Raw genomic sequence first — 19595 nt, 5'->3', positions numbered from 1 at the left:
GGCAGGCAGCGGGACGCCGGGCGGCCTTAAGGTACGGGCATGTCCGTAGACGGGTGGAACACGGTCCTGGTGCTCGGCGGTATCCGGTCCGGCAAGTCCGAGTTCGCCGAGTCCCTGGTCACCGACGCACCGGTGGTCCGCTACCTCGCCACCGCGCCCGAGGGTGACCCGGACGACACCGAGTGGGCGACCCGGCTCGCCGCGCACCGCGCACGGCGGCCGGGCAGCTGGACCACCGAGGAGACGGCGGCCGAGCCACGGCGTCTGGCCGACGTGCTCGCGTCCGCCCAGCCCAACGAGACGCTGCTCGTGGACGACCTGGGCGGCTGGGTGACGGTGCTACTCGACCCGGATCACCAGCCCGCCGACGACGTGGCGACGATCGCCGAGCTGGCCGAGGCGATCCGCACCTGCTCGGCGCGGGTGGTCCTGGTCAGCCCCGAGGTGGGGCTGTCACTGGTGCCGACCACACCGCTGGCCCGGGCGTTCACCGACGCGCTCGGCGCGGCCAACCGCGCGGTCGCCGACGCCTGCGACGCGGTGGTGCTGGTGGTCGCCGGCCAGCCGGCCTGGCTGAAGCCGGCCGTCGCGCCCGCGAGCGCCGCGACCGTGACCGAGCCGGCCGGCTCCCGGGCGGTCGTCTCCGCGCCGGTCGTCGTCAGCCTGGCCGACACCGAGCCGACCCCCGAGGTGCAGCTACCGGACGTGCTGACCCACGCGCCGCCGGTCGCCCCCAACCAGGAGCCGGGCAACCCCTGGGCCGCGCCCACCATGGCGCTGCCGATGGTGGCCACCGGGCTGGTCATCCAGCCGGGCATGGAGCTGCCGATGCCCGACGAGTACACCGGCCCGCAGGCGGTGGACCGGCTGGCCACGCTGGACGTTCCCGGTGCCGGGCTGGGTGTGCTGGACCGGGTGGTCGGCTTCGCCGCCGCCACCCAGGGCACCTCGACCCCGGTCGCCTGGGGCTCGGTGCGGGTGCTGCTGTTGCACGGCGACCACGCTGGCGGGGCGTCCGCCGGCACCGTCGCCGGCGATTCGGCACGCCGGGCCGTGCAGGCCCGCGCCGGCCGGGGCGCGTTGGCCCGGCTGGCCGCCGAGAGCGGCGCCAGCCTGCAGGTGGTGGACACTCCGGCCGCAGCGCCGATGGAGGACCAGCCGGCGCTCGCTCCGGAGCAGGTGGAGTCGGCGCTGCGCTACGGCTGGAGGTTGGCCGAGCAGGCCGCCGACGCCGGCGTACAGCTGCTCGTGCTGGGCGCGTGCGGCGCTGGCACCGAGGCGGCCGCCGCGGCGGTGCTGGCGGCCACTGCGGGCGCGGAGCCGCAGGCCGTGCTCAGCCGGGTGATCACCGACTCCGGCGAAATCGACGACGCGGCCTGGATGATCCGCTGCGCGGCGGTACGCGACGCGCTGCACCGCACCCGTCGCTCGCCGCGTACCGCCAAGGACGTGCTGGCCGAGCTGGGCGGCGGCGACGTTGCCGTGGCCACCGGCGTGCTGCTCGGCGCCACCGCCCGCCGGGTGCCGGTGCTGCTGGACGGGCCGGTCGGGCTGGCCGCCGGCATGGTCAGCCGCGATCTGGCCGGGCAGGCACGGCACTGGTGCCTGCTCGCCGACCACGGCGGGCACCCGGCGGTGCGGCTGGCCGCCGACGTGCTCGGCCTCACCCCGCTGCTCGACCTGCGACTGGACCTCGGCGAGGGGGCGAACGCACTGGTCGCGCTCCCGCTGCTGCGTTCGGTGCTGGCGCTGGCCGCCGCGCTGCCGGTCCACCCGTCGCTCGGCGGCGGAGAGCCGGAGCCGGCCCCCGAGGAGCCGGAGTACACCGATCCGGAGTACGCCGACCGGGAGTACACCGATCCGGAGTTCATCGAGCCGGAGCCGGACGGACCGGGCCCGGCCAGCACCGGGGCGGACGAGCAGCCGGCGTCGGGCTGGCGTGCCGGCTGAGTCGCGGCTCGTCGCGGGGGCCCGGCTGGCGGTCACCACGTTCACCACCCTGCCGATACGGGCCGGGCGGATCGACCGCCCGGTGGCCGGCACCGCGATGGCGCTAGCCCCGGCGGTCGGCGCGCTGCTCGGCGTACTGCTGGCTGGCGTACTGCTGCTGGCCGGCGCGCTTGCTCCCCCGCTGGTGGCCGCCGGTGTGACCGTGGGCGCCGCAGCCCTGCTCACCCGAGGGCTGCACCTGGACGGGCTGGCCGACACCGTGGACGCGCTCGGCTCGTACCGGCGGGGCGCGGCGGCGCTGGAGATCATGAAGAAGCCGGACGTCGGCCCGTTCGGGGTGGTCGCCCTGGTGGTCGTCCTGCTGGTGCAGGCGGCGGCACTCGCCGAGCTGGCCGGGCGGTCCTGGCCGGCCTGCCTCGCGGCGGTGGTCGCGGCGACCGCCGCCGGGCGGCTCGGCGTGACGGTGGCCTGCCGGCGGGGCGTACCGGCTGCCCGGCCGGACGGGCTGGGCGCCATGGTGGCCGGCACGATCGGCCCGGCCGCGCTGGCCGCCGGCGCGGTCGCCGTCGTGCTGCTGGCGGTGCCCGCGGTGCCGGACCGGCCCTGGCAGGGGCCGCTGGCCGTCGCCGTCGCACTCGCCGTCGCGGTGCCGCTGCTCACCCACGTGGTACACCGGCTCGGCGGGATCACCGGCGACGTGCTCGGCGCGACCGTCGAGGTGGTCACCACGCTGGTCTACGTCGGTCTGGTGCTGTCCGGCTGAACCCGTCGAGGCGGGCCGGGTAGCGTTCGCCTCGACAGCACCGGCGCGGCCACCGGGGGACAAAGAATGCTCATCACGGACGACTTCCTGCCCGTACCGGTCCCGGAGTCGCTCAGCGCGACCTACCTGGTGCCGATGGCGGGGCTACCGAAGGTCAGCGCGAAGACCGCTGTGGCGGCGCTGACCGGCCGGCTGGCCGAGCCGGTGCACGGGTTGGCCCGGCAGATGCTGGACAGCCCGCTGATGAGCGTGGACACCCGGCCGATCGCGGAGTTCCCCGAGCTACCACCGGACCTGCTCACCGCGTTCGGCGCCACCGAGGCGCAACTGGCGCGGCTCGCCGCGGCGAGTCACCTGGTGGTGGTGCAGGCCGAGTACCGGCCCGGCTGGCCGCCCGCGCACGAGTGGGCGGCCCGCGCGGTCGCGGCTGCCGTGGCGGAATCCGTCGACGGCGACGTGGTGGACGTCTTCGGCCTGCAGTTCCTCGACCCGGCGACCGCGCTGCGCTCGCTCCCCGATGAGCAGGGCCGGATCCGGTTGGTGGACTGGGTGCTGGTGCCGTACTCCTCGGATGTGGAGGGTCTGTGGTTCACCACCAAGGGGCTGCGCCGCTTCGGGCTGCTGGAGTTGCAGACCCAGGGGGTGCCCGACCACCTCACCCGGGCCTGGGGCGCGGTGATGACCGGGGCGGCGCGACGACTGCTGCGGGACTGGACCGACGGGCTCAACGGCGAGGAGGTGCCGGCGTTCGTGCAGTTGCCGGTGCTGGCCACGGTGACCGGGCATGACATCGCGGTGGCGTACGGCAACCCGGACCAGCACGGGGCGACCGCCCCGGTGCTGCTGCGCCTTGAGTTGGACCCGGCGACCGACCCGGAGGCCGACTCGTTCCTCAGCCTGCGCCCGCCGCCCGGGCATCCCGGTCCGGACGGGCGCTACTACGCGGCCGCCTGCGCGACGCTGTTCGCCGGGATCCAGCCGGACGTGCGCTACGCGCGCTCCGGCGACGCGATGAGCCGGGCGGTCGCCACTGCCCGGGCCGCGCTGGGCGACGCCCGGACCCGGTTCGTCGCCGGTCACCTGCCGGCGGAGTCACAGCTGGTGGTCAAGTACGGCCTGCCCGGTGACGACGGTCCGGAGTACGTCTGGGCGGGCGTCACGTCGTGGGAAGCCCCGGAGCGGATCGTGGGCGTCAGCGCCAGCGACGCGGCCACCGACCCCTCGGTGCGAATCGGCGTCCCGGTCGTGGTGGAGGCGACCGACGTGGTCGACTGGGCGGTGCTGGACGCCACCGGCGTCATCGAGGGCGGCTGGACCCAGGCCGTCCTCGACTCCGGCGAACCCCCGACCCCCACCCCCTGACCCCTCCCGGGGCCAGAGGTGGGCAGCGGTTATTTGACTGAGGGGTTGACGAACGGGGGGCGGGTCACCTGCATGGGGGCCCGGCGGCCGCGGATCTCGATCTCGACGAGGTCGCCGTCGGCGAGCTTGGCGTCGGTGTCCAGCAGGGCCAGCGCGATGCCCTGCTTGCGGGTCGGTGAGAAGGTGCCGCTGGTCACCGTGCCGACCTGCGCGTCGCCGACGTGCAGGGTCATCCCGGGCCGCGGAATGGCCCGGTCGACGGCCACCAGGCCGCGCAGCGTACGGCGAGGGCCGGCGGCCTTCTCGGCGAGCAGGGCGTCGCGGCCCCAGAAGGCCGGCTTGTCCCAGCCAACCGCCCACCCGGAGCGGGCCTGCACCGGGGTGATCTCCAGGGACAGGTCCTGCCCGTGCAGCGGGTAGCCCATCTCGGTACGCAGCGTGTCCCGAGCGGCCAACCCGCAGGCACGCAGCTCGAAGCTCTCGCCGGCCGCGAAGAGCGCATCCCAGACCGGGACCGCGTGCTCCGCCGGCACCACCAGCTCGTAGCCCAGCTCGCCGGTGTAGCCGGTGCGGCAGACCGTCAGCTCCACCCCGGCCAGGCTGGCGGCGGAGAAGCTCATGTAGCCGTGCTCGGTGGGCAGGCCGAGGGCGGCCAGCAGCTCCGCCGAGCGCGGGCCCTGCACGGCCAGCACCGCGTACGCCTGGTGCTCGTCGGTGACGGTGATCTGCTTCGGCGCGGCGGCGCGCAGCCGGCGCACGACCTCGGCGGTGTTCGCGGCGTTCGGGATGAGGAAGACGTGGTCGTCGGCGTACAGGTAGGCGATGATGTCGTCCACCACGCCGCCGGTCGCGTCGTCGCAGCAGAGCGTGTACTGCGCCCGACCCGGACCGATCCGGCCCAGGTCGTTGCTGAGGCAGGCGTTGACGAACTCGGCCGCGCCGGGGCCGCTCACCCGGGCCTTGCCCAGGTGCGACACGTCGAAGACCCCCACCGCCGTACGCACCGCGGCGTGCTCCTTGAGCACCCCGCCGCCGGCGTACTCCAGCGGCATCTCCCAGCCCCCGAAGGGGGCGAACTTGGCACCGAGAGCGGTGTGCCGCTCGTGCAGCGGGGAACGGCGCAGCCGGGTCTCGGCGGCGGAGGAGGTCACGTCGGTCATGGGTGGCAACTTACCGGGGGCAACGCCGCTGGTTAGCATCGGCGGGACCCTGTCAGCGCCATCGACGGGACAGCCCTGACGTCCGGCGGGTAGGTTCCGCCGGAGACCTTCATCGCCGGTACGCGACGACGCGGCCGGCCCGGCCCGCCCGGAGTAGCTTCAGTGACATCACCCCGCACCACCACCCTGAGCCTGGTCGACACCGACCCGGCGGAACTCGCCGTCGACGCGATCGTGATCGGCGTGCACAGCCAGCCCGGAGAGCAGGACGCCACCAGCGGCCGCACCGGCACCCTGCTGCTCGCCAGCGGCGCGGAGAGCATCGCCGCCGCGTTCGACGGCAAGCTGACCGAGACCCTGGCGCTGCTCGGCGCGACCGGTGGCCCGGGCGAGGTGATCAAGCTGGCCACGCTGGGCACGATCACCGCCCCGGTGGTCGCCGCGGTCGGGCTCGGCCCGGAGCCGTCGGGTGCCGCCCCGGCACCGGAGACGCTGCGCCGGGCGACCGGCGCGGCGATCCGGGCCCTGGCCGGCGCACCGAAGGTGGCCCTGGCCATGCCGCTGCCGGACGACGCCGACGCGCCGGCCGCCCTGCGCGCGGTCGCGGAGGGCGCGCTGCTCGGCGGGTACCGGTTCGCCGGCTACAAGACCCGGCCGCAGCCGGCCCGGCGGGAGCCGGTGGCCGAGGTGCTGGTCGCGGTGCCGGACGCCGGTGACGAGGGCGCCCAGGCCGAGATCAGCCGGGCGCAGGTGGTGGCCGGCGCGGTCCGGCTCAGCCGGGACTGGGTGAACACCGCGCCGAACGAGCTGCGCCCGCCGTCGTTCGCCGACGCCGTGGCCGACGCCGCCCGTGCCGCGGGCCTCGGCGTCGAGGTGCTGGACGAGGCGGCGCTGGTCGCTGGCGGGTACGGCGGCATCGTCGCGGTCGGGCAGGGTTCGGAGGCTCCGCCGCGGCTGGTGAAGCTGACCTACACCCCGCAGGATGGCGGCAACGGCAAGCGGGTCGCGCTGGTCGGCAAGGGGATCACGTTCGACACCGGCGGCATCTCGATCAAGCCGGCGCAGGGCATGTGGGAGATGAAGTCCGACATGGCGGGCGCCGCCGCGGTGGGCGCCGCCATGCTGGCGATCGCCGGGCTCAAGCCGGCGGTGGCGGTCAGCGCCTACCTGCCGATGGCGGAGAACATGCCGTCGGGCACCAGCTACCGGCCGGGCGACGTGATCAGCATGTACAGCGGCAAGAAGGTGGAGGTGCTCAACACCGACGCCGAGGGCCGGATGATCCTGGCCGACGCGATCGCCCGCGCCTGCGAGGACGGCACCGACTACCTGTTCGAGACCTCCACCCTGACCGGCGGCCAGGTCATCGCGCTCGGCAAGCGGATGGCCGGCGTGATGGGCACCCCCGAGCTGTGCGAGCGGGTCCGGACGGTCGGCGACGCGGTCGGCGAGCCGGCCTGGCCGATGCCGCTGCCGGACGACGTGCGCAAGGGCATGGACTCCGACGTGGCGGACATCTCGCAGGTCAACGCCGGGATGGACCGGGCCGGTCACATGCTGCAGGGCGGCGTGTTCCTGCGCGAGTTCGTGACCGACGACGTGGCGTGGGCGCACATCGACATCGCCGGGCCGGGCTACCACTCCGGCGAGCCGACCGGCTACTGGACCAAGGGCGGCACCGGCGTGCCGGTCCGCACCCTGGTGCAGCTGGTCGAGGACGTCGCCGTCAACGGCTGACCGTCAGAAGACCGACGACCGGGGCGCCCCCGCACGGGGGCGCCCCGGTCGCGTTCAGTACCGCTCGGGGCGGCGCTTGCGGCGCTCGTTGAAGTCGCGCATGCGCTGCGGGTAGCCCATCAGCCGGACGTCGTACACCGGGATGCCCATCCGGTACGCGAAGCGCCGGGCGCCGTCCGGGCCGTCGACGCGCCGGCGGGTCCACTCCCCGTCGTCGGCGATCAGGATGACCGTGGTCTCGGTCACCGTCGTCCGCGGCTCGATGTACGCCTCGACGCCACGCCGGCTCCGGACAAAGTTCTCCAGATGGTCGAGGTCGCCACGATCGGCCGCGCGGTCGTGGCTCGACACACGCGCCTGTTTACGGCGGCGGAACAATCCCACCGGACCTCTCCCCCACGTTTGTCATCGATAACGGTGCCAAGGGTACGTGTCACCGACGTGTCGTTGGGCACCTCGGTACGCACCCTGTGCCCAGTGGTGACAAGATGACCGAGGTGGGGTGTGTCCCTGTTACACCTCTGTGACCCCCGATGCAGTGACGCGACCTGGGAGTTGGACGTGAGCGAGCCGAACGACGCAACCTTCGACATCGTCATCCTCGGAGGTGGCAGCGGCGGCTACGCGACCGCCCTGCGTGCCGTCCAACTGGGCCTGACGGTCGCCCTGGTCGAGAAGGGCAAGCTCGGCGGCACCTGCCTGCACAACGGCTGCATTCCGACCAAGGCGCTGCTGCACGCGGCGGAGATCGCCGACCAGACCCGCGAGTCGGAGCAGTTCGGTGTGAAGGCCGAGCTGGTCGGGATCGACATGGCCGGGGTCAACGCGTACAAGGACGGGGTGGTCTCCCGCCTGTACAAGGGCCTGCAGGGCATGCTCAAGGGCAACAAGTCGATCACCATCGTCGAGGGGCGCGGCACGCTGGTCGCGCCGAACACCGTCGAGGTGGACGGCAAGCGCTACACCGGCCGCAACGTGGTGCTGGCCTCCGGCTCGTACGCCAAGAGCCTGCCCGGCCTGGAGGTCGACGGCGAGCGGATCCTGACCAGTGACCACGCCCTGGTTCTGGACCGGATCCCCGCCTCCGCGATCGTGCTCGGTGGCGGTGTGATCGGCGTCGAGTTCGCCAGCGTGTGGAAGTCCTTCGGGGTGGACGTGACGATCGTCGAGGCGCTGCCCCGCCTGGTGGCCGCCGAGGACGAGGAGTCGTCGAAGGCGCTGGAGCGGGCGTTCCGTAAGCGGAAGATCAACTTCAAGGTCGGCAAGCCGTTCGAGAAGGTCGAGAAGACCGAGAACGGCGTCAAGCTGACCATCCAGGGCGGCGAGACCGTCGAGGCCGAACTGCTGCTCGTCGCCGTCGGTCGCGGCCCGAACACCGCCAACCTCGGGTACGAGGAGCAGGGCGTCAAGATGGACCGCGGCTACGTGCTGACCGACGAGCGGCTGCGCACCAGCGTGCCGAACGTCTACGCGGTCGGCGACATCGTGCCCGGCCTCCAGCTCGCGCACCGCGGCTTCCAGCAGGGCATCTTCGTCGCCGAGGAGATCGCCGGCCAGACCCCGGCCGTGATCGACGAGGTCGGCATCCCGCGGGTCACCTACTCCGACCCGGAGCTGGCATCGGTCGGCCTGACCGAGGCGAAGGCCAAGGAGCAGTACGGCGCCGACAAGGTGAAGACGTACAACTACAACCTGGGTGGCAACGGCAAGAGCCAGATCCTCAAGACCGCCGGCTTCGTGAAGCTGGTCCGGGTGGACGACGGCCCGGTGGTCGGCGTGCACATGGTCGGCGCCCGGGTGGGTGAGCTGGTCGGCGAGGCGCAGCTCATCTACAACTGGGAGGCCTACCCGGCCGAGGTCGCCCAGCTCGTGCACGCCCACCCGACCCAGAACGAGGCCCTGGGCGAGGCGCACCTGGCCCTCGCCGGCAAGCCGCTGCACGCGCACGCCTGACCACGACAACCCGCGGCGTCCGGCGACGGGCGAAGATCCCACCAGGGGAATGAAGGAGTCTCAGAAAATGCCGGTATCGGTCACCATGCCCCGGCTCGGCGAGAGCGTCACCGAGGGCACCGTCACTCGCTGGCTCAAGCAGGAGGGCGACACGGTCGAGGTCGACGAGCCCCTGCTCGAGGTCTCGACCGACAAGGTCGACACCGAGATCCCGTCGCCTGCGGCGGGCGTGCTGAGCCGCATCGTGGTCGGCGAGGACGAGACCGCCGAGGTTGGCAGCGAGCTGGCCGTCATCGCCGGTGAGGGCGAGTCGGCGGGTGGCGGCGAGGCCGCCCCGCAGGAGCAGCAGCAGGCCCCGGTCGAGCCGGCCGCCGAGCCGACGGCCGCCGCCGAGGGCACCACCGCCGAGGTGGCCCAGGACGAGGCGCCGGCTCCGGCCGCCGCGCCTTCGGGCGAGGGCACCGCGGTGAAGATGCCGGCCCTGGGCGAGAGCGTCACCGAGGGTACGGTCACCCGCTGGCTCAAGCAGGTCGGCGACACCATCGAGGTGGACGAGCCGCTGCTGGAGGTCTCCACCGACAAGGTGGACACGGAGATCCCGTCGCCGGTCGCCGGCACGGTGCTGGAGATCAAGGTCCCCGAGGACGAGACCGCGGCGGTCGGCGCCGACCTGGCGATCATCGGCGTTGCCGGTGCGGCCCCCGCGCCGGCGAAGCCGGAGCCGAAGCCCGAGCCGCAGGCGGAGGCCAAGCCGGCGCCCAAGGCCGAGCCGAAGGTCGAGGAGCCGACCCCCGGCACGTCGTACAGCGAGCCCGCCGCGGCGGCCGAGACCTCGGCGCAGCCGGCGAAGGCCGAGCAGGCCGCGCGGCCGTCCGCGCCGACCCCGACGCCGCAGCGCCCGTCCGCTCCGGCGCAGGGTGGCGGCGAGGAGGCCGCCGGTTACGTCACCCCGCTGGTGCGCAAGCTGGCCAGCGAGCACGGCGTCGACCTGTCCTCGCTCAACGGCACCGGCGTGGGTGGTCGGATCCGCAAGCAGGACGTGCTGGAGGCGGCCGAGAAGGCGAAGGCGGCCAAGGCCGCTCCCGCCGCGCCGCAGCCGGCCGCCGCCGCGGCCCCGGCCAAGCCGGTCGCGAAGCCGCAGCCGAGCGGCAAGCGGGGCACCACGGAGAAGCTCACCCGGATCCGTAAGGCCATCGCCACGCGGATGCAGGAGTCGCTGCACGAGATGGCGCAGCTCACCACGGTGATCGAGGTGGACGTCACCCGGATCGCCAAGCTGCGGACGCAGGCGAAGGACTCCTTCCAGCAGCGGCACGGCGTGAAGCTGTCCTTCCTGCCGTTCTTCGCTCTCGCCGCCGTCGAGGCGCTGCAGACGTACCCGATCGTCAACGCCCGGATGGACCTGGCGGGCGGCACGATCACCTACCCGGAGGCGGAGCACCTCGGCATCGCCGTGGACACCGAGCGGGGCCTGCTGGTTCCGGTCATCCACAACGCCGGCGACCTCAACCTGGGCGGCATCGCCAAGCGGGTCGCGGACCTGGCCGAGCGGACCCGGACCAACAAGATCAGCCCGGACGAGATCGCCGGGGCGACCTTCACGCTGACCAACACGGGCAGCCGGGGCGCTCTCTTCGACACCCCGATCGTGCCGTCGCCGCAGTCGGCGATGCTCGGCACCGGTGCCGTGGTCAAGCGGCCGGTCGTGGTCAACGACCCGGATCTGGGCGAGGTCGTGGCGGTCCGGTCGATGGTCTACCTGGCCCTGTCCTACGACCACCGGCTGATCGACGGCGCCGACGCGGCCCGCTTCCTGGCCGCGGTCAAGGAGCGGCTGGAGGCCGGCAACTTCGAGTCGGAGCTGGGCCTGGCCTGATTCCGAGCCAACCGAAAGGGCGCCCCGGTCGTCGACCGGGGCGCCCTTTCGTCGTTCGTGGTGGGCAAGCGCCGGCCGGGTCGGAACCGGGCCGGTGCCGGAGGGCTCAGCCCTTGAGCAGCTGGGTCGAGACCTCCCAGAGCCGCTCGGCGGCCTCCGGGTCCAGCGCGTACTCCGCGACGCCGCGACGATCGCCGGGCTTGGCCGGGCCGGCCTCCTGGCTGTCCTCGAAGTACCGCCCGCCGACCCCGTCGAGCAGCGGCGACGCGGCGACCAGCACCGAGGTGGCGGCACCCTGCTCGGGGGTCTTCCAGGCAGCCGCGTTGCCCGCGCGCAACCGGTCGAGTTCCTCGTCGCTGACGTAGCGCTGGAGGTTGGTCCGGATCGCCCCGGGCATCAGCGAGTTGGCCACGATGCCGTCGTCGGCCCAGCGCCGGGTCGCCTCGACGGCGAAGAGCACGTTGGCCGTCTTGGACTGCCCGTACGCCTGCCACGGCTCGTACGCCCGGCGGTCGTACTGGATGTCCTCGAAGACCACCGGCGAGCGCAGGTGCGCGGCGGAGCTGACCGAGACGATCCGGGCCCCGTCGGCGGCGGCCAGAGCCGGGCGCAGTCCGGTGGCGAGCGCGAAGTGCCCCAGGTGGTTGGTGGCGAACTGCATCTCCCAGCCCTGGGGGGTCCGGCTCAGCGGCGCGGCCATGATGCCGGCGTTGTCGACCAGGATGTGCACCGGGCCGTCCCAGTTGGCCACGAAGTCGGCGACCGAGTCCTGGTCGGCGAGGTCGAGCGGGGCGACCAGAATCCGGTCGTTACCGGTCGTGGCGGTGATGTCGTCGGCGACGCGCTGCCCGGCGTCGGTGTTGCGGACGGCCAGGGTGACCTGCGCGCCGGCGCTGGCCAGGGCGCGGGCGGTCTCCACGCCGATGCCCGACGACCCGCCGGTGACGATCGCCCGCCGCCCGCCGAGGTCCACGCCCTGGATCACGTCCATGGCGGTGGAGTCATGGGTGAACGGTGTGGTGATCGGGGTGCTCGTCGTCATGATCCATCCTTGTCCGGGTGGGGCGGACCGACCGGCCCGCCACTACGATGGAAGCGGAGGATCCTCCGCTACGGTCGAGACTAACCGGAGTTTCCTCCGGATACCACTGCGGGGTGCACCCGTCGGCCCTACCAGCCAAGGAGGAGACGTGCCGGAGACCGGCCCCCGCCCGCTACGGGCAGACGCGTTGCGCAACCGGGAGCGGCTGCTGGAGGCCGCGGTCCAGGCGTTTTCCCGCCCCGGGCCGGAGGTAACGCTCGACGCCATCGCCCGGGAGGCCGGGGTGGGCATCGGCACCCTCTACCGCCACTTCCCCACCCGCGAGGCGCTGGTCGAGGCGGCGTACCGCAACGAGCTCGGCAAGCTCTGCGAGGCCGCGCCTGAACTGCTCGACCGGTTGCCGCCGGATCGGGCGCTACGCGACTGGATGTCCCGGTTCATCGACTACCTCGCCACCAAGCGCGGGATGGCCGACGCCCTGCGCCTGGTGATCGCCGCCGGCGCCAACCCGTACGCGCAGAGCCGGGACCGGCTGCTGGAGGCGCTGGGCCGGCTGCTGGCCGCGGGCGTCGCGGCTGGCATCGTCCGGGCGGACGTGGAAACCGGCGACGTGCTGGTAAGCCTGAGCGGGATCTCCCTGGCCGCCGGTGAGCGTGCCCAGGCCGACCGGCTGCTCGACCTACTGATGGACGGCTTGCGGCACCGGCGAGCGGGCTGACCCGTTCCGGCCTCCGCCCAGGCTGGGCGCTGCCAGAGTGGGTTCGTGGGTGGCTTCCGGCGGCGTGGGCAACTGGGGCCGGCCGTCCCGATCGCCCCCGGCGCACGGGTGGACAAGTTCGAGGTCTTCTTCGACCTGGTCTTCGTCTTCTCGTTCTTCATCATCACCCGCGCGACCGCCGCGAACATCTCCGGCCGGCAACTGCTGCACGCCGGCCTGGTCCTCGCCGTGCTCTGGTGGATCTGGGTGGTGCACAGCCTGGTCGCCACCCGGGTCCGGCTCGGCGAGGGCTACGTCCCGGTGCTCATGGTGATCGCGATGGTCGCCCTGTTCGCGTTCGCGCTGGGGCTGCCGCAGGCGTTCAGCGACCCGAAGGGAAGCGCCTCCGGCCCGATGCTGGTGGCCATCAGCTACGTCGTGGTCCGGGCCGTTCACATGATCCTGTATCAGCATGTGGTGCGGGACAGCCCGCAGGAGCGGCGGCAACTGCGGCGGTTCGCCCCGGAGCTTGCGGTGAGCATCGTGCTGCTGCTGGCCGCCGCGCTCATCCCGCCGCAGATCACCGACCCCGACCGGGCCGCCATGGTTCGCGACGGGCTGTGGATCGCTGTGGTGGTGGTGCAGTACGCCACCGGCTTCATCGTCGGCACCTGGGGCTGGGGGGTGACCAGCGCCGAGCACTGGACAGAGCGCTACGACCTCATCCTGATCATCGCTCTGGGCGAATCGGTGATCTCCACAGGGGTGGGCGGCAACCTGCTCGGCAAGCCGGTCACCTGGCCGGCGGTGGCGGCCGCCGCGCTCGGCATCGTGGTCACCGCTGCCCTCTGGTGGGCGCACTTCGACTTCATCGGGCCAGCCGCCCGGATCGCCCTGCACGCGGCGGAGGGTGGCCCCCGGGTGGCGATGGCCCGCGACGCGTACGCGTACCTCTACCTGCCGATGATCGCCGGTGTGATCCTCTTCTCCATCGGCAACGAGCAGGTCCTGCACAAGATCACTGACTCGGCCGGCGGGATCGCCGAAAAGGTCGAGGGACCGGCGGTGCCGATGCTCTTCGGCGGGTTGATCTGCTACTTCGCCACCAACATCCTGTTCCAGCTCCGCACCCTGCACACCGTCAGCTGGACCCGCGTCGGCGTCATCGTGGTGCTCACGCTGACCCTCCCGATCGGTCAGCACCTGCCGGCGCTGGGTGCGCTCACCCTCGCGACCGTGATCTGTGTCGGACTGGTGGCCGTGGAGGTGATGGTGATGGCCAGCTCCCGGCACGCGCTGCGGGCCGTCGTCTTCCAGGAGCGGACCACCCACGAGGCCAACGAGGCCGCCTGGCGGGCCCGCTGGCACGACCTCAGGGAGCCGGACGACCCCACCACGCCCTGACCCCTCGGGATAGGATCCGGCCCAGCGTCGCGGTGCACCCGGCACGAAGGCCGCCGTGGGCATGGAGGCGCGGGGACAGCATGGGACAAACGTGCACCCAACCAGTTCACCGGCCGGCCGGCTCGCCGCCGTCGGCAATCAGATGATCGAGATCCACCTCTGGCTCAGCGCGGAGCTGGCCCGCCTCCGGGCGAGCCTCGACCCCGCCTCCCCCGGCGAGGTCCGCCCATCGCGGGACCTGCGGGCCCACTGCCTCACCTTCTGCGCCGCCCTCGGCCGGCACCACACCGGGGAGGACGCCGGCGCCTTCCGGCTGCTGGCCGACCAGGTCCCCGAGCTACGCCCCGTCATCGCCAACCTGATCACCGACCACGAGGTGGTGGCCGGGATCCTGGAGCGGGTCGAGGACCTGCTGGGCGATGTTACGGCGACGCCGGCGGCCCAACTGCGCGGCGAGCTGGACGGGCTGGCCGCGCTACTGGAGTCGCACTTCCGGTACGAGGAGAAGAGGCTGGTCAACGCGCTGAACGCGCTCACCGGCCAACCCGGGACGGCCGAGGAACTCCTCGGCCTGACCGCGCCGCAACCCGCCGACTGACGGCTGTTCGCCGCCCGAGCCGCCTACGAGCCGGGGCGGGCGGCTGCCGACGGCTGCCCCGTCTCCGGCCCCGGGCCGGGCAGCCGCTCGTAGAAGCGGATCTTCTCCCGGAGGTGGTCGTACTGGCGCTGGAGCAGGCGCATCTGGTCCTCGACCCGCACCGCGTGCCGTTCCAGCAGCGCCCGCCGCTCGTCGGTGGTGTGCTCACCCTCCCGGGCCAGCTGCGCGTAGCGGCACATCTGGGCGATCGGCATCCCGGTGTCGCGCAGGCAGCGGAACAGCACCAACCAGCTCAGGTCGTCGTCGGTGAAGACCCGCCGGCCGCCCGCCGTCCGGCCCACGTCGGCGAGCAGGCCGATCTTCTCGTAGTACCGCAGGGTGTCCAGGCTGAAGCCGCTGCGGCGGGCAGCCTCCGCGGGGGCGTAACCACTCATGTCCCGAGAGGGTAGTGCTTGACCTGGAGTGCACTCCAGGTTGGAGGCTGGTCCGCATGACGACGACACGGACGCTGGGACGCAGCGGCATCGAGGTGAGCGCGATCGGGATGGGGTGCTGGGCGATCGGCGGCCCGCTCTGGGGTGACGACGGGCAGCCGTTCGGCTGGGGCGAGGTGGACGATGACGAGTCGATCCGCACCATCCACCGCGCGCTCGACCTCGGGGTGACCCTGTTCGACACGGCCAGCAACTACGGCGCCGGGCACAGCGAGCGAATCCTCGGCCGGGCTCTGGCCGGGCGGCGGGACAGTGCGGTGATCGCCACCAAGTTCGGCAACGTCAGCGACGAGGCCACCCGGCGGGCGCTCGGCACCGACGCCAGCCCCGCCTTCGCGGTACGCAGCCTGGAGGACTCGCTGCGCCGGCTCGGCACCGACCACGTCGACCTCTACCAACTGCACATCAACGAGCTGCCGGTGCCCGCCGCGCTCGACCTGGTCGGCACCCTGGAGGACCTGGTCGGCCAGGGCAAGATCCGGGCGTACGGGTGGAGCACCGACGACCCGGCCTCGGCGGAGGCTTTCGCGGCGGCGGGCGCACACTGCGCCGCCATCCAGCACGACGAGTCGGTGCTGCGGGACAACGCAGCGGTGCTGGCGGTCTGCGACAGCTACGACCTGGCCAGCCTCAACCGTGGGCCGCTGGCGATGGGGCTGCTCACCGGGTCGACCCGGGCGGTCGGCGGGGACGACGTGCGCGGCCGGGCACCGGAGTGGCTGGAGTGGTTCACCGACGGACGCCCGACGCCGCGCTGGGCGGCCCGGGTCGAACAGGTCCGGGCGGCGCTCACCGCCGACGGGCGCACCCTGGTCCAGGGGGCGCTCGGCTGGCTGCTGGCGCGCAGCCCGCGCACCGTGCCGATCCCCGGCCTGCGCACGGTGGCCCAGGCCGAGGAGAACCTGGCCACCCTGGCGCTCGGCCCGCTGAGCGCCGAGGCGTACGCCGAGGTGGAGCGACTGCTCGCCGACCTGCGTCCGGCCCACGCGGCCTGACCACCGGGTCCACGCCCCGGGCGCCGTCAGCGGAAGTCGTCCGCGTGTTCGGCGGCCCACTGCCGGAACGTGCGCCCGGGGCGTCCGGTCACCTGCTCGACGTCCGGGGCGACCCAGCCGTTGCCGTCGGGATACCGCCCCATCTCCAGGAACCACTCGATCACCTCGGCGGGGTAGTCATCCTTCCAGTGCTCCCGGGCCTGCTCCGGGGTCAGCTCGTCGAACCGCACCGGACGGCCGATCGCCTCGCCGATCATCCGGACCGCGTCCCGGCGGCGGACCGGCTCCGGCCCGGTCGGCTGGTACACCCGGCCGGCGTGGCCATCGTCGGTGAGCGCGGCCAGGATGACCGCGGCGATGTCCGCCTCGTGGACCAACGCGCTGTTCCAGTCCCCGAACGGCGCCCGCACCACCCCCTCGGTCCGGATGCCGGCCGCCCAGTCCCGGGTGTTCGCCATGAACTCGCCGGGGAAGACATGCGTCCACTCCAGGCCCGAGTTCTCGACGGCCCGGTGCAGGGGCCGGTGGGGTGCCTCGATCGGGTCGTCGTCCGCCCGGCTCGGATCGTTGTGACCGAGGTGGGTGATCCGGCGGACGCCGGCCTGCCGGGCCAGCTCCAGGATCTCCGCACCGGTGGTCAGCGGCCCGTACCCGTCCATCGCGACCAGGTGCATGCGCGTCACGCCGCGCAGCGCCGGGGCCAGCGTGTGCGGCCTGGCGAAGTCACCCGCCACCACCTCCACCCGGCGGGGCAGGGCGGCGGCCCCCGGCGAGGCGGGGTCACGCGTCAGAGCGCGTACCTCGTGGCCGGCGGCCACCAGTTGCCGGACCAGGCTGCCTCCGACGGTCCCGGTCGCTCCGGTCACCAGGATCGGCATGGTTCCTCCTCACGGGTTGCCCGACGGCGGGCATGGTGCGCCAACCCCGCCATTCGGGGGTGCACTCGGATGGCTCATGGTCAGTCAGATCGACGCCGGAAGCAATCGCGAACATTGCATTCACGTTCGCTCTGACCTGCGGAAACACGCCGACCGCCGAATGCGCGCGACAGCCTTTTTCGGCGCCTGGAACGCCCGTTGACCTGCGTTTTCCACGCCGCCCGGTGGATCCGCGCAGATTTCTTCGCCGGGTCGCTCCGCAGCCGGTGACGTCGGCCGCCCGACGCATCCACCGACGGCGTTCTGGGCGAAGATGAGGGGCATGCGGATCCTTCTGGCCGGCGCGTCCGGCTTCCTCGGCACCCGGCTGGTCGACCGGCTCTCGGCCGACGGCCACCAGGTCACCCGGCTGGTTCGCCGGCCGGCGCGCGACCCGCGGGAGCGGCGGTGGGATCCGGCCGCCGGGCAGCTCGACCCGGCGACCGTCGCCGAGTCGGACGCGGTGGTCAACCTGGCCGGCGCGGGGGTCGGCGACAAGCGCTGGAACGACGACTACCGGCGGTTGATCCGTACCAGCCGGGTGGACAGCACCAGCACCCTGGCGACCACCATCGCCGGGCTGCCGGCCACCGACCGGCCGCAGGTGCTGTTGAACTCCTCGGCGGTGGGCTGGTACGGCAACACCGGCGACCGGGTCGTCGAGGAGGACGCCCCGGCCGGCGAGGGCTTCCTCGCCGACGTCTGCCGGGTCTGGGAGGCCGCGACCCGGCCGGCGGAGGACGCCGGGGTACGGGTGGTGCGGCTGCGCACCGGCCTGCCGCTGCACCGCGACGGTGGGCTGCTCAAGCCGCAGCTGCTGCCGTTCAAGCTGGGCATCGCCGGCCGCCTGGGCAGCGGCCGTCAGTGGCTGCCGTGGATCTCGATGGCCGACTGGTTGGACGCGATCCGCTTCCTGCTGGACCGCGCCGACATCGCCGGCCCGGTGAACGTGGTGGGACCGAACCCGGTCACCAACGCCGAGTTCACCCGGGAGCTGGCCCGACAACTGCACCGGCCGGCGATCATCCCGATCCCCGCGCTGGCACTCAAGGTGGTCCTCGGCGGCTTCGCCCACGAGGCCCTCACCAGCACCCGCGTCCTACCCGCCGTGCTCACCCGGGCCGGCTACCCGTACCACCACCCAGACCTCCGCACCGCCCTGCACGCCGCCCTCACCGAGTAACCCCACCGCCGTCGATCATGAAGTTATTGCCAGCCACCTCGGCGTGTCGTGGCAACAACTTCATGATCGACGGGGGTCAGCGCCCGGGGGGTGGGGTGGGGGGGTCAGCAGCCTATTACCCAGTGGTTGGGGGCGGTCTGCTTGAGGGCGCTGGTGTAGAAGGTGTTGTAGAGGCCCATTCGCTGGTTGGAGCCGTTCGCGTAGGCGTAGCCGCCGGAGTGGTACGCGCGGCCGGCGGCCACGTGCGCGTAGTTGCTGGCGGTCACGCAGGTCGGGGGCGTGGTGGGGGTCGGCGTGGGGGTTGGGGTGGCCGTCGGGGTGGGGGTCGGGGTGGTTCCGCCGCCGTTCAGGCCGAAGAAGAGCGCGTCGCGGTACGTCGAGCAGATCGTGTCCAGGAAGTACGCGGCGGCGGTGCCGCACTGATCGGCGCCGGAGCCCGGGTCGACCGGGGTGCCGTGACCCATTCCGGATACCCGGTAGAGCCGCACGTCGTCGTTGCCGTACACCTCCAGGCTGGTGCCGGCGGGCAGCGACGAGGTGCTGCTCGGGGTCTGCGAGACGCCGCGCACGTTGGTCCACTGGTCACGCGACTCGGTGCCGTTGAGCGGGGCGACGGTCGTGTCCGAGGTGCCGTGCCAGATGGCCACCCTGGGCCGCTGGCCGGTGTAGCCGGAGTACGCGCCGCGGACCAGGTCGCCCCAGGCCGCCGGGCTCTTGTCCGCGCCCGGGTTCATGCAGCTGAACGCGTTGACCATGCTGGTGGCGCAGCGGTACGGAATGCCCGCGATGATCGATCCGGCGGCGAAGACGTCCGGATACGTGGCGAGCATGACCGAGCTCATCGCCGCACCCGCGGACAGGCCGCTGACGAAGACCCGGGCACCGTCCACCCCGAAGTTCGCCTTCGCGTGGTCGACCATCTGCTTGATCGACAGCGCCTCACCCTGACCCCGGGCGGTGTCCCCCGGCTCGAACCAGTTGAAGCAGCTGTTGGCGTTGTTGCCGGACTTCTGCTCCGCCACGATCAGCGCGAACCCCCACTGGTCGGCGTACTTGCGCCAGCCGGAGTTGGTGAAGTAGCCGGACGCGTTCTGGGTGCAGCCGTGCAACAGCACCACGGCGGGCGGGTTGGCCGGCAGGTTGTCCGGCCGGTACGCGTACATGGCCAGGTTGCCGGGGTTGGAACCGAAGCTGGCGACCGCGGTGAGGCTGGCAGCCTGGGCAGGCGCGGCGAGGGCGACGACGCCGGCGGCGGCGAGGACGAGCCCGGCGACCACACCGGTCAGCCGGGTGAGGAGGGATGAGGAGCGGCGCACGGCGGCCTCCCGGGGCGAAATGTGAACTGAGTCACGGTCGAATTGCCGAGACGTTACGTCGATGTGTCGCCGCTATGACATGGGGCACACTCACACATTCACCGACGTCAAGATGTGCTCCCGGTTCGGCCGTCCCGCGACGCGATGT

General features: G+C 73.0%; 17 protein-coding genes. 11 read left to right on the top strand and 6 right to left on the bottom strand.

Translation table 11 applies throughout. From position 1 onward, the window contains the following. Nucleotides 1-39 precede the first annotated feature (39 nt). From OG990_RS01835 to OG990_RS01825, 3 genes are all read left to right on the top strand, one after another. Nucleotides 40-1950 (top strand): bifunctional adenosylcobinamide kinase/adenosylcobinamide-phosphate guanylyltransferase, encoded by a 1911-nt coding sequence (locus OG990_RS01835; RefSeq protein WP_406078805.1) that lies wholly within the window; start codon nucleotides 40-42, stop codon nucleotides 1948-1950. After that, a complete protein-coding gene (locus OG990_RS01830; protein ID WP_406078804.1) occupies nucleotides 1940-2713 on the top strand; it encodes an adenosylcobinamide-GDP ribazoletransferase in 774 nt (257 codons plus the stop codon). Before OG990_RS01835 ends, OG990_RS01830 begins: the two co-directional genes overlap by 11 nt. A gap of 66 nt (nucleotides 2714-2779) precedes the next feature. After that, nucleotides 2780-4075, top strand: coding sequence for a DUF2314 domain-containing protein (locus tag OG990_RS01825; protein WP_355604842.1), 1296 nt, complete (start codon nucleotides 2780-2782; stop codon nucleotides 4073-4075). Between the two features lie 29 nt (nucleotides 4076-4104). Here OG990_RS01825 and gcvT read toward each other — a convergent pair whose 3' ends face one another. Then, nucleotides 4105-5235 carry a glycine cleavage system aminomethyltransferase GcvT gene (gene gcvT / locus OG990_RS01820; RefSeq protein WP_355604839.1) on the bottom strand — a complete coding sequence of 377 codons (1131 nt, stop codon included), beginning with the start codon at nucleotides 5233-5235 and terminating at the stop codon, nucleotides 4105-4107. 162 nt (nucleotides 5236-5397) lie between these two features. Here gcvT and OG990_RS01815 point away from each other — a divergent pair, with 162 nt between their 5' ends. Continuing rightward, nucleotides 5398-6972 (top strand): leucyl aminopeptidase, encoded by a 1575-nt coding sequence (locus OG990_RS01815; protein ID WP_406078802.1) that lies wholly within the window; start codon nucleotides 5398-5400, stop codon nucleotides 6970-6972. A gap of 54 nt (nucleotides 6973-7026) precedes the next feature. Here the strand turns inward: OG990_RS01815 and OG990_RS01810 are convergent, their stop codons facing one another. Further along, a complete protein-coding gene (locus tag OG990_RS01810; protein ID WP_406078801.1) occupies nucleotides 7027-7356 on the bottom strand; it encodes a hypothetical protein in 330 nt (109 codons plus the stop codon). Nucleotides 7357-7533: 177 nt separating this feature from the next. Here OG990_RS01810 and lpdA point away from each other — a divergent pair, with 177 nt between their 5' ends. After that, nucleotides 7534-8925, top strand: a complete 1392-nt coding sequence (gene lpdA / locus OG990_RS01805) for a dihydrolipoyl dehydrogenase (protein WP_328418981.1) — start codon at nucleotides 7534-7536, stop codon at nucleotides 8923-8925. A 67-nt stretch (nucleotides 8926-8992) separates the two neighbouring features. Then, complete coding sequence (sucB, locus tag OG990_RS01800) at nucleotides 8993-10801, top strand: 2-oxoglutarate dehydrogenase, E2 component, dihydrolipoamide succinyltransferase (protein ID WP_406078799.1); 1809 nt, start codon at nucleotides 8993-8995, stop codon at nucleotides 10799-10801. A gap of 106 nt (nucleotides 10802-10907) precedes the next feature. Here sucB and OG990_RS01795 read toward each other — a convergent pair whose 3' ends face one another. Next, entirely contained in the window at nucleotides 10908-11843 is a 936-nt protein-coding gene (locus OG990_RS01795) for an SDR family NAD(P)-dependent oxidoreductase (RefSeq protein WP_328418983.1), read from the bottom strand. A 148-nt stretch (nucleotides 11844-11991) separates the two neighbouring features. On the opposite strand from OG990_RS01795, the gene OG990_RS01790 reads away from it, so the two are divergent. From OG990_RS01790 to OG990_RS01780, 3 genes are all read left to right on the top strand, one after another. Further along, nucleotides 11992-12561, top strand: coding sequence for a TetR/AcrR family transcriptional regulator (locus tag OG990_RS01790; RefSeq protein WP_406078798.1), 570 nt, complete (start codon nucleotides 11992-11994; stop codon nucleotides 12559-12561). A 45-nt stretch (nucleotides 12562-12606) separates the two neighbouring features. After that, nucleotides 12607-13944, top strand: coding sequence for a low temperature requirement protein A (locus OG990_RS01785; RefSeq protein ID WP_406078797.1), 1338 nt, complete (start codon nucleotides 12607-12609; stop codon nucleotides 13942-13944). Nucleotides 13945-14035: 91 nt separating this feature from the next. Further along, the gene (locus OG990_RS01780) at nucleotides 14036-14542 is read left to right on the top strand and encodes a hemerythrin domain-containing protein (RefSeq protein WP_328418986.1); all 507 of its coding nucleotides are present in this window, start codon (nucleotides 14036-14038) and stop codon (nucleotides 14540-14542) included. Between the two features lie 23 nt (nucleotides 14543-14565). Here OG990_RS01780 and OG990_RS01775 read toward each other — a convergent pair whose 3' ends face one another. After that, nucleotides 14566-14976, bottom strand: a complete 411-nt coding sequence (locus OG990_RS01775) for a MerR family transcriptional regulator (protein ID WP_328418987.1) — start codon at nucleotides 14974-14976, stop codon at nucleotides 14566-14568. Between the two features lie 56 nt (nucleotides 14977-15032). On the opposite strand from OG990_RS01775, the gene OG990_RS01770 reads away from it, so the two are divergent. Then, nucleotides 15033-16031: an aldo/keto reductase gene (locus OG990_RS01770; RefSeq protein ID WP_406078795.1), complete on the top strand. Its 999-nt coding sequence runs from the start codon at nucleotides 15033-15035 to the stop codon at nucleotides 16029-16031. A 26-nt stretch (nucleotides 16032-16057) separates the two neighbouring features. On the opposite strand, the gene OG990_RS01765 is transcribed toward OG990_RS01770, so the two are convergent. Next, nucleotides 16058-16909, bottom strand: coding sequence for an NAD(P)H-binding protein (locus OG990_RS01765; RefSeq protein WP_406078793.1), 852 nt, complete (start codon nucleotides 16907-16909; stop codon nucleotides 16058-16060). Between the two features lie 322 nt (nucleotides 16910-17231). Here OG990_RS01765 and OG990_RS01760 point away from each other — a divergent pair, with 322 nt between their 5' ends. Further along, nucleotides 17232-18131, top strand: coding sequence for a TIGR01777 family oxidoreductase (locus tag OG990_RS01760; protein WP_406078792.1), 900 nt, complete (start codon nucleotides 17232-17234; stop codon nucleotides 18129-18131). A gap of 104 nt (nucleotides 18132-18235) precedes the next feature. On the opposite strand, the gene OG990_RS01755 is transcribed toward OG990_RS01760, so the two are convergent. After that, on the bottom strand, nucleotides 18236-19447 hold the full coding sequence (locus tag OG990_RS01755) for a PHB depolymerase family esterase (protein ID WP_406078790.1): 1212 nt from the start codon (nucleotides 19445-19447) through the stop codon (nucleotides 18236-18238). Nucleotides 19448-19595 lie beyond the last annotated feature (148 nt).

Source organism: Micromonospora sp. NBC_00858, from assembly GCF_045207365.1.
Lineage (GTDB): Bacteria > Actinomycetota > Actinomycetes > Mycobacteriales > Micromonosporaceae > Micromonospora.
This window is presented reverse-complemented; position numbering and strand designations above follow the sequence as displayed.

Bases quoted from the DNA above. Each gene is read 5' to 3' on its own strand.
- OG990_RS01765 (WP_406078793.1), bottom strand. From the start codon at position 16,909: ATGCCGATCCTGGTGACCGGAGCGACCGGGACCGTCGGAGGCAGCCTG.
- OG990_RS01770 (WP_406078795.1), top strand. From the start codon at position 15,033: ATGACGACGACACGGACGCTGGGACGCAGCGGCATCGAGGTGAGCGCG.
- OG990_RS01825 (WP_355604842.1), top strand. From the start codon at position 2,780: ATGCTCATCACGGACGACTTCCTGCCCGTACCGGTCCCGGAGTCGCTC.
- sucB (WP_406078799.1), top strand. From the start codon at position 8,993: ATGCCGGTATCGGTCACCATGCCCCGGCTCGGCGAGAGCGTCACCGAG.
- gcvT (WP_355604839.1), bottom strand. From the start codon at position 5,235: ATGACCGACGTGACCTCCTCCGCCGCCGAGACCCGGCTGCGCCGTTCC.
- OG990_RS01775 (WP_328418987.1), bottom strand. From the start codon at position 14,976: ATGAGTGGTTACGCCCCCGCGGAGGCTGCCCGCCGCAGCGGCTTCAGC.
- OG990_RS01760 (WP_406078792.1), top strand. From the start codon at position 17,232: ATGCGGATCCTTCTGGCCGGCGCGTCCGGCTTCCTCGGCACCCGGCTG.
- OG990_RS01835 (WP_406078805.1), top strand. From the start codon at position 40: ATGTCCGTAGACGGGTGGAACACGGTCCTGGTGCTCGGCGGTATCCGG.
- OG990_RS01795 (WP_328418983.1), bottom strand. From the start codon at position 11,843: ATGACGACGAGCACCCCGATCACCACACCGTTCACCCATGACTCCACC.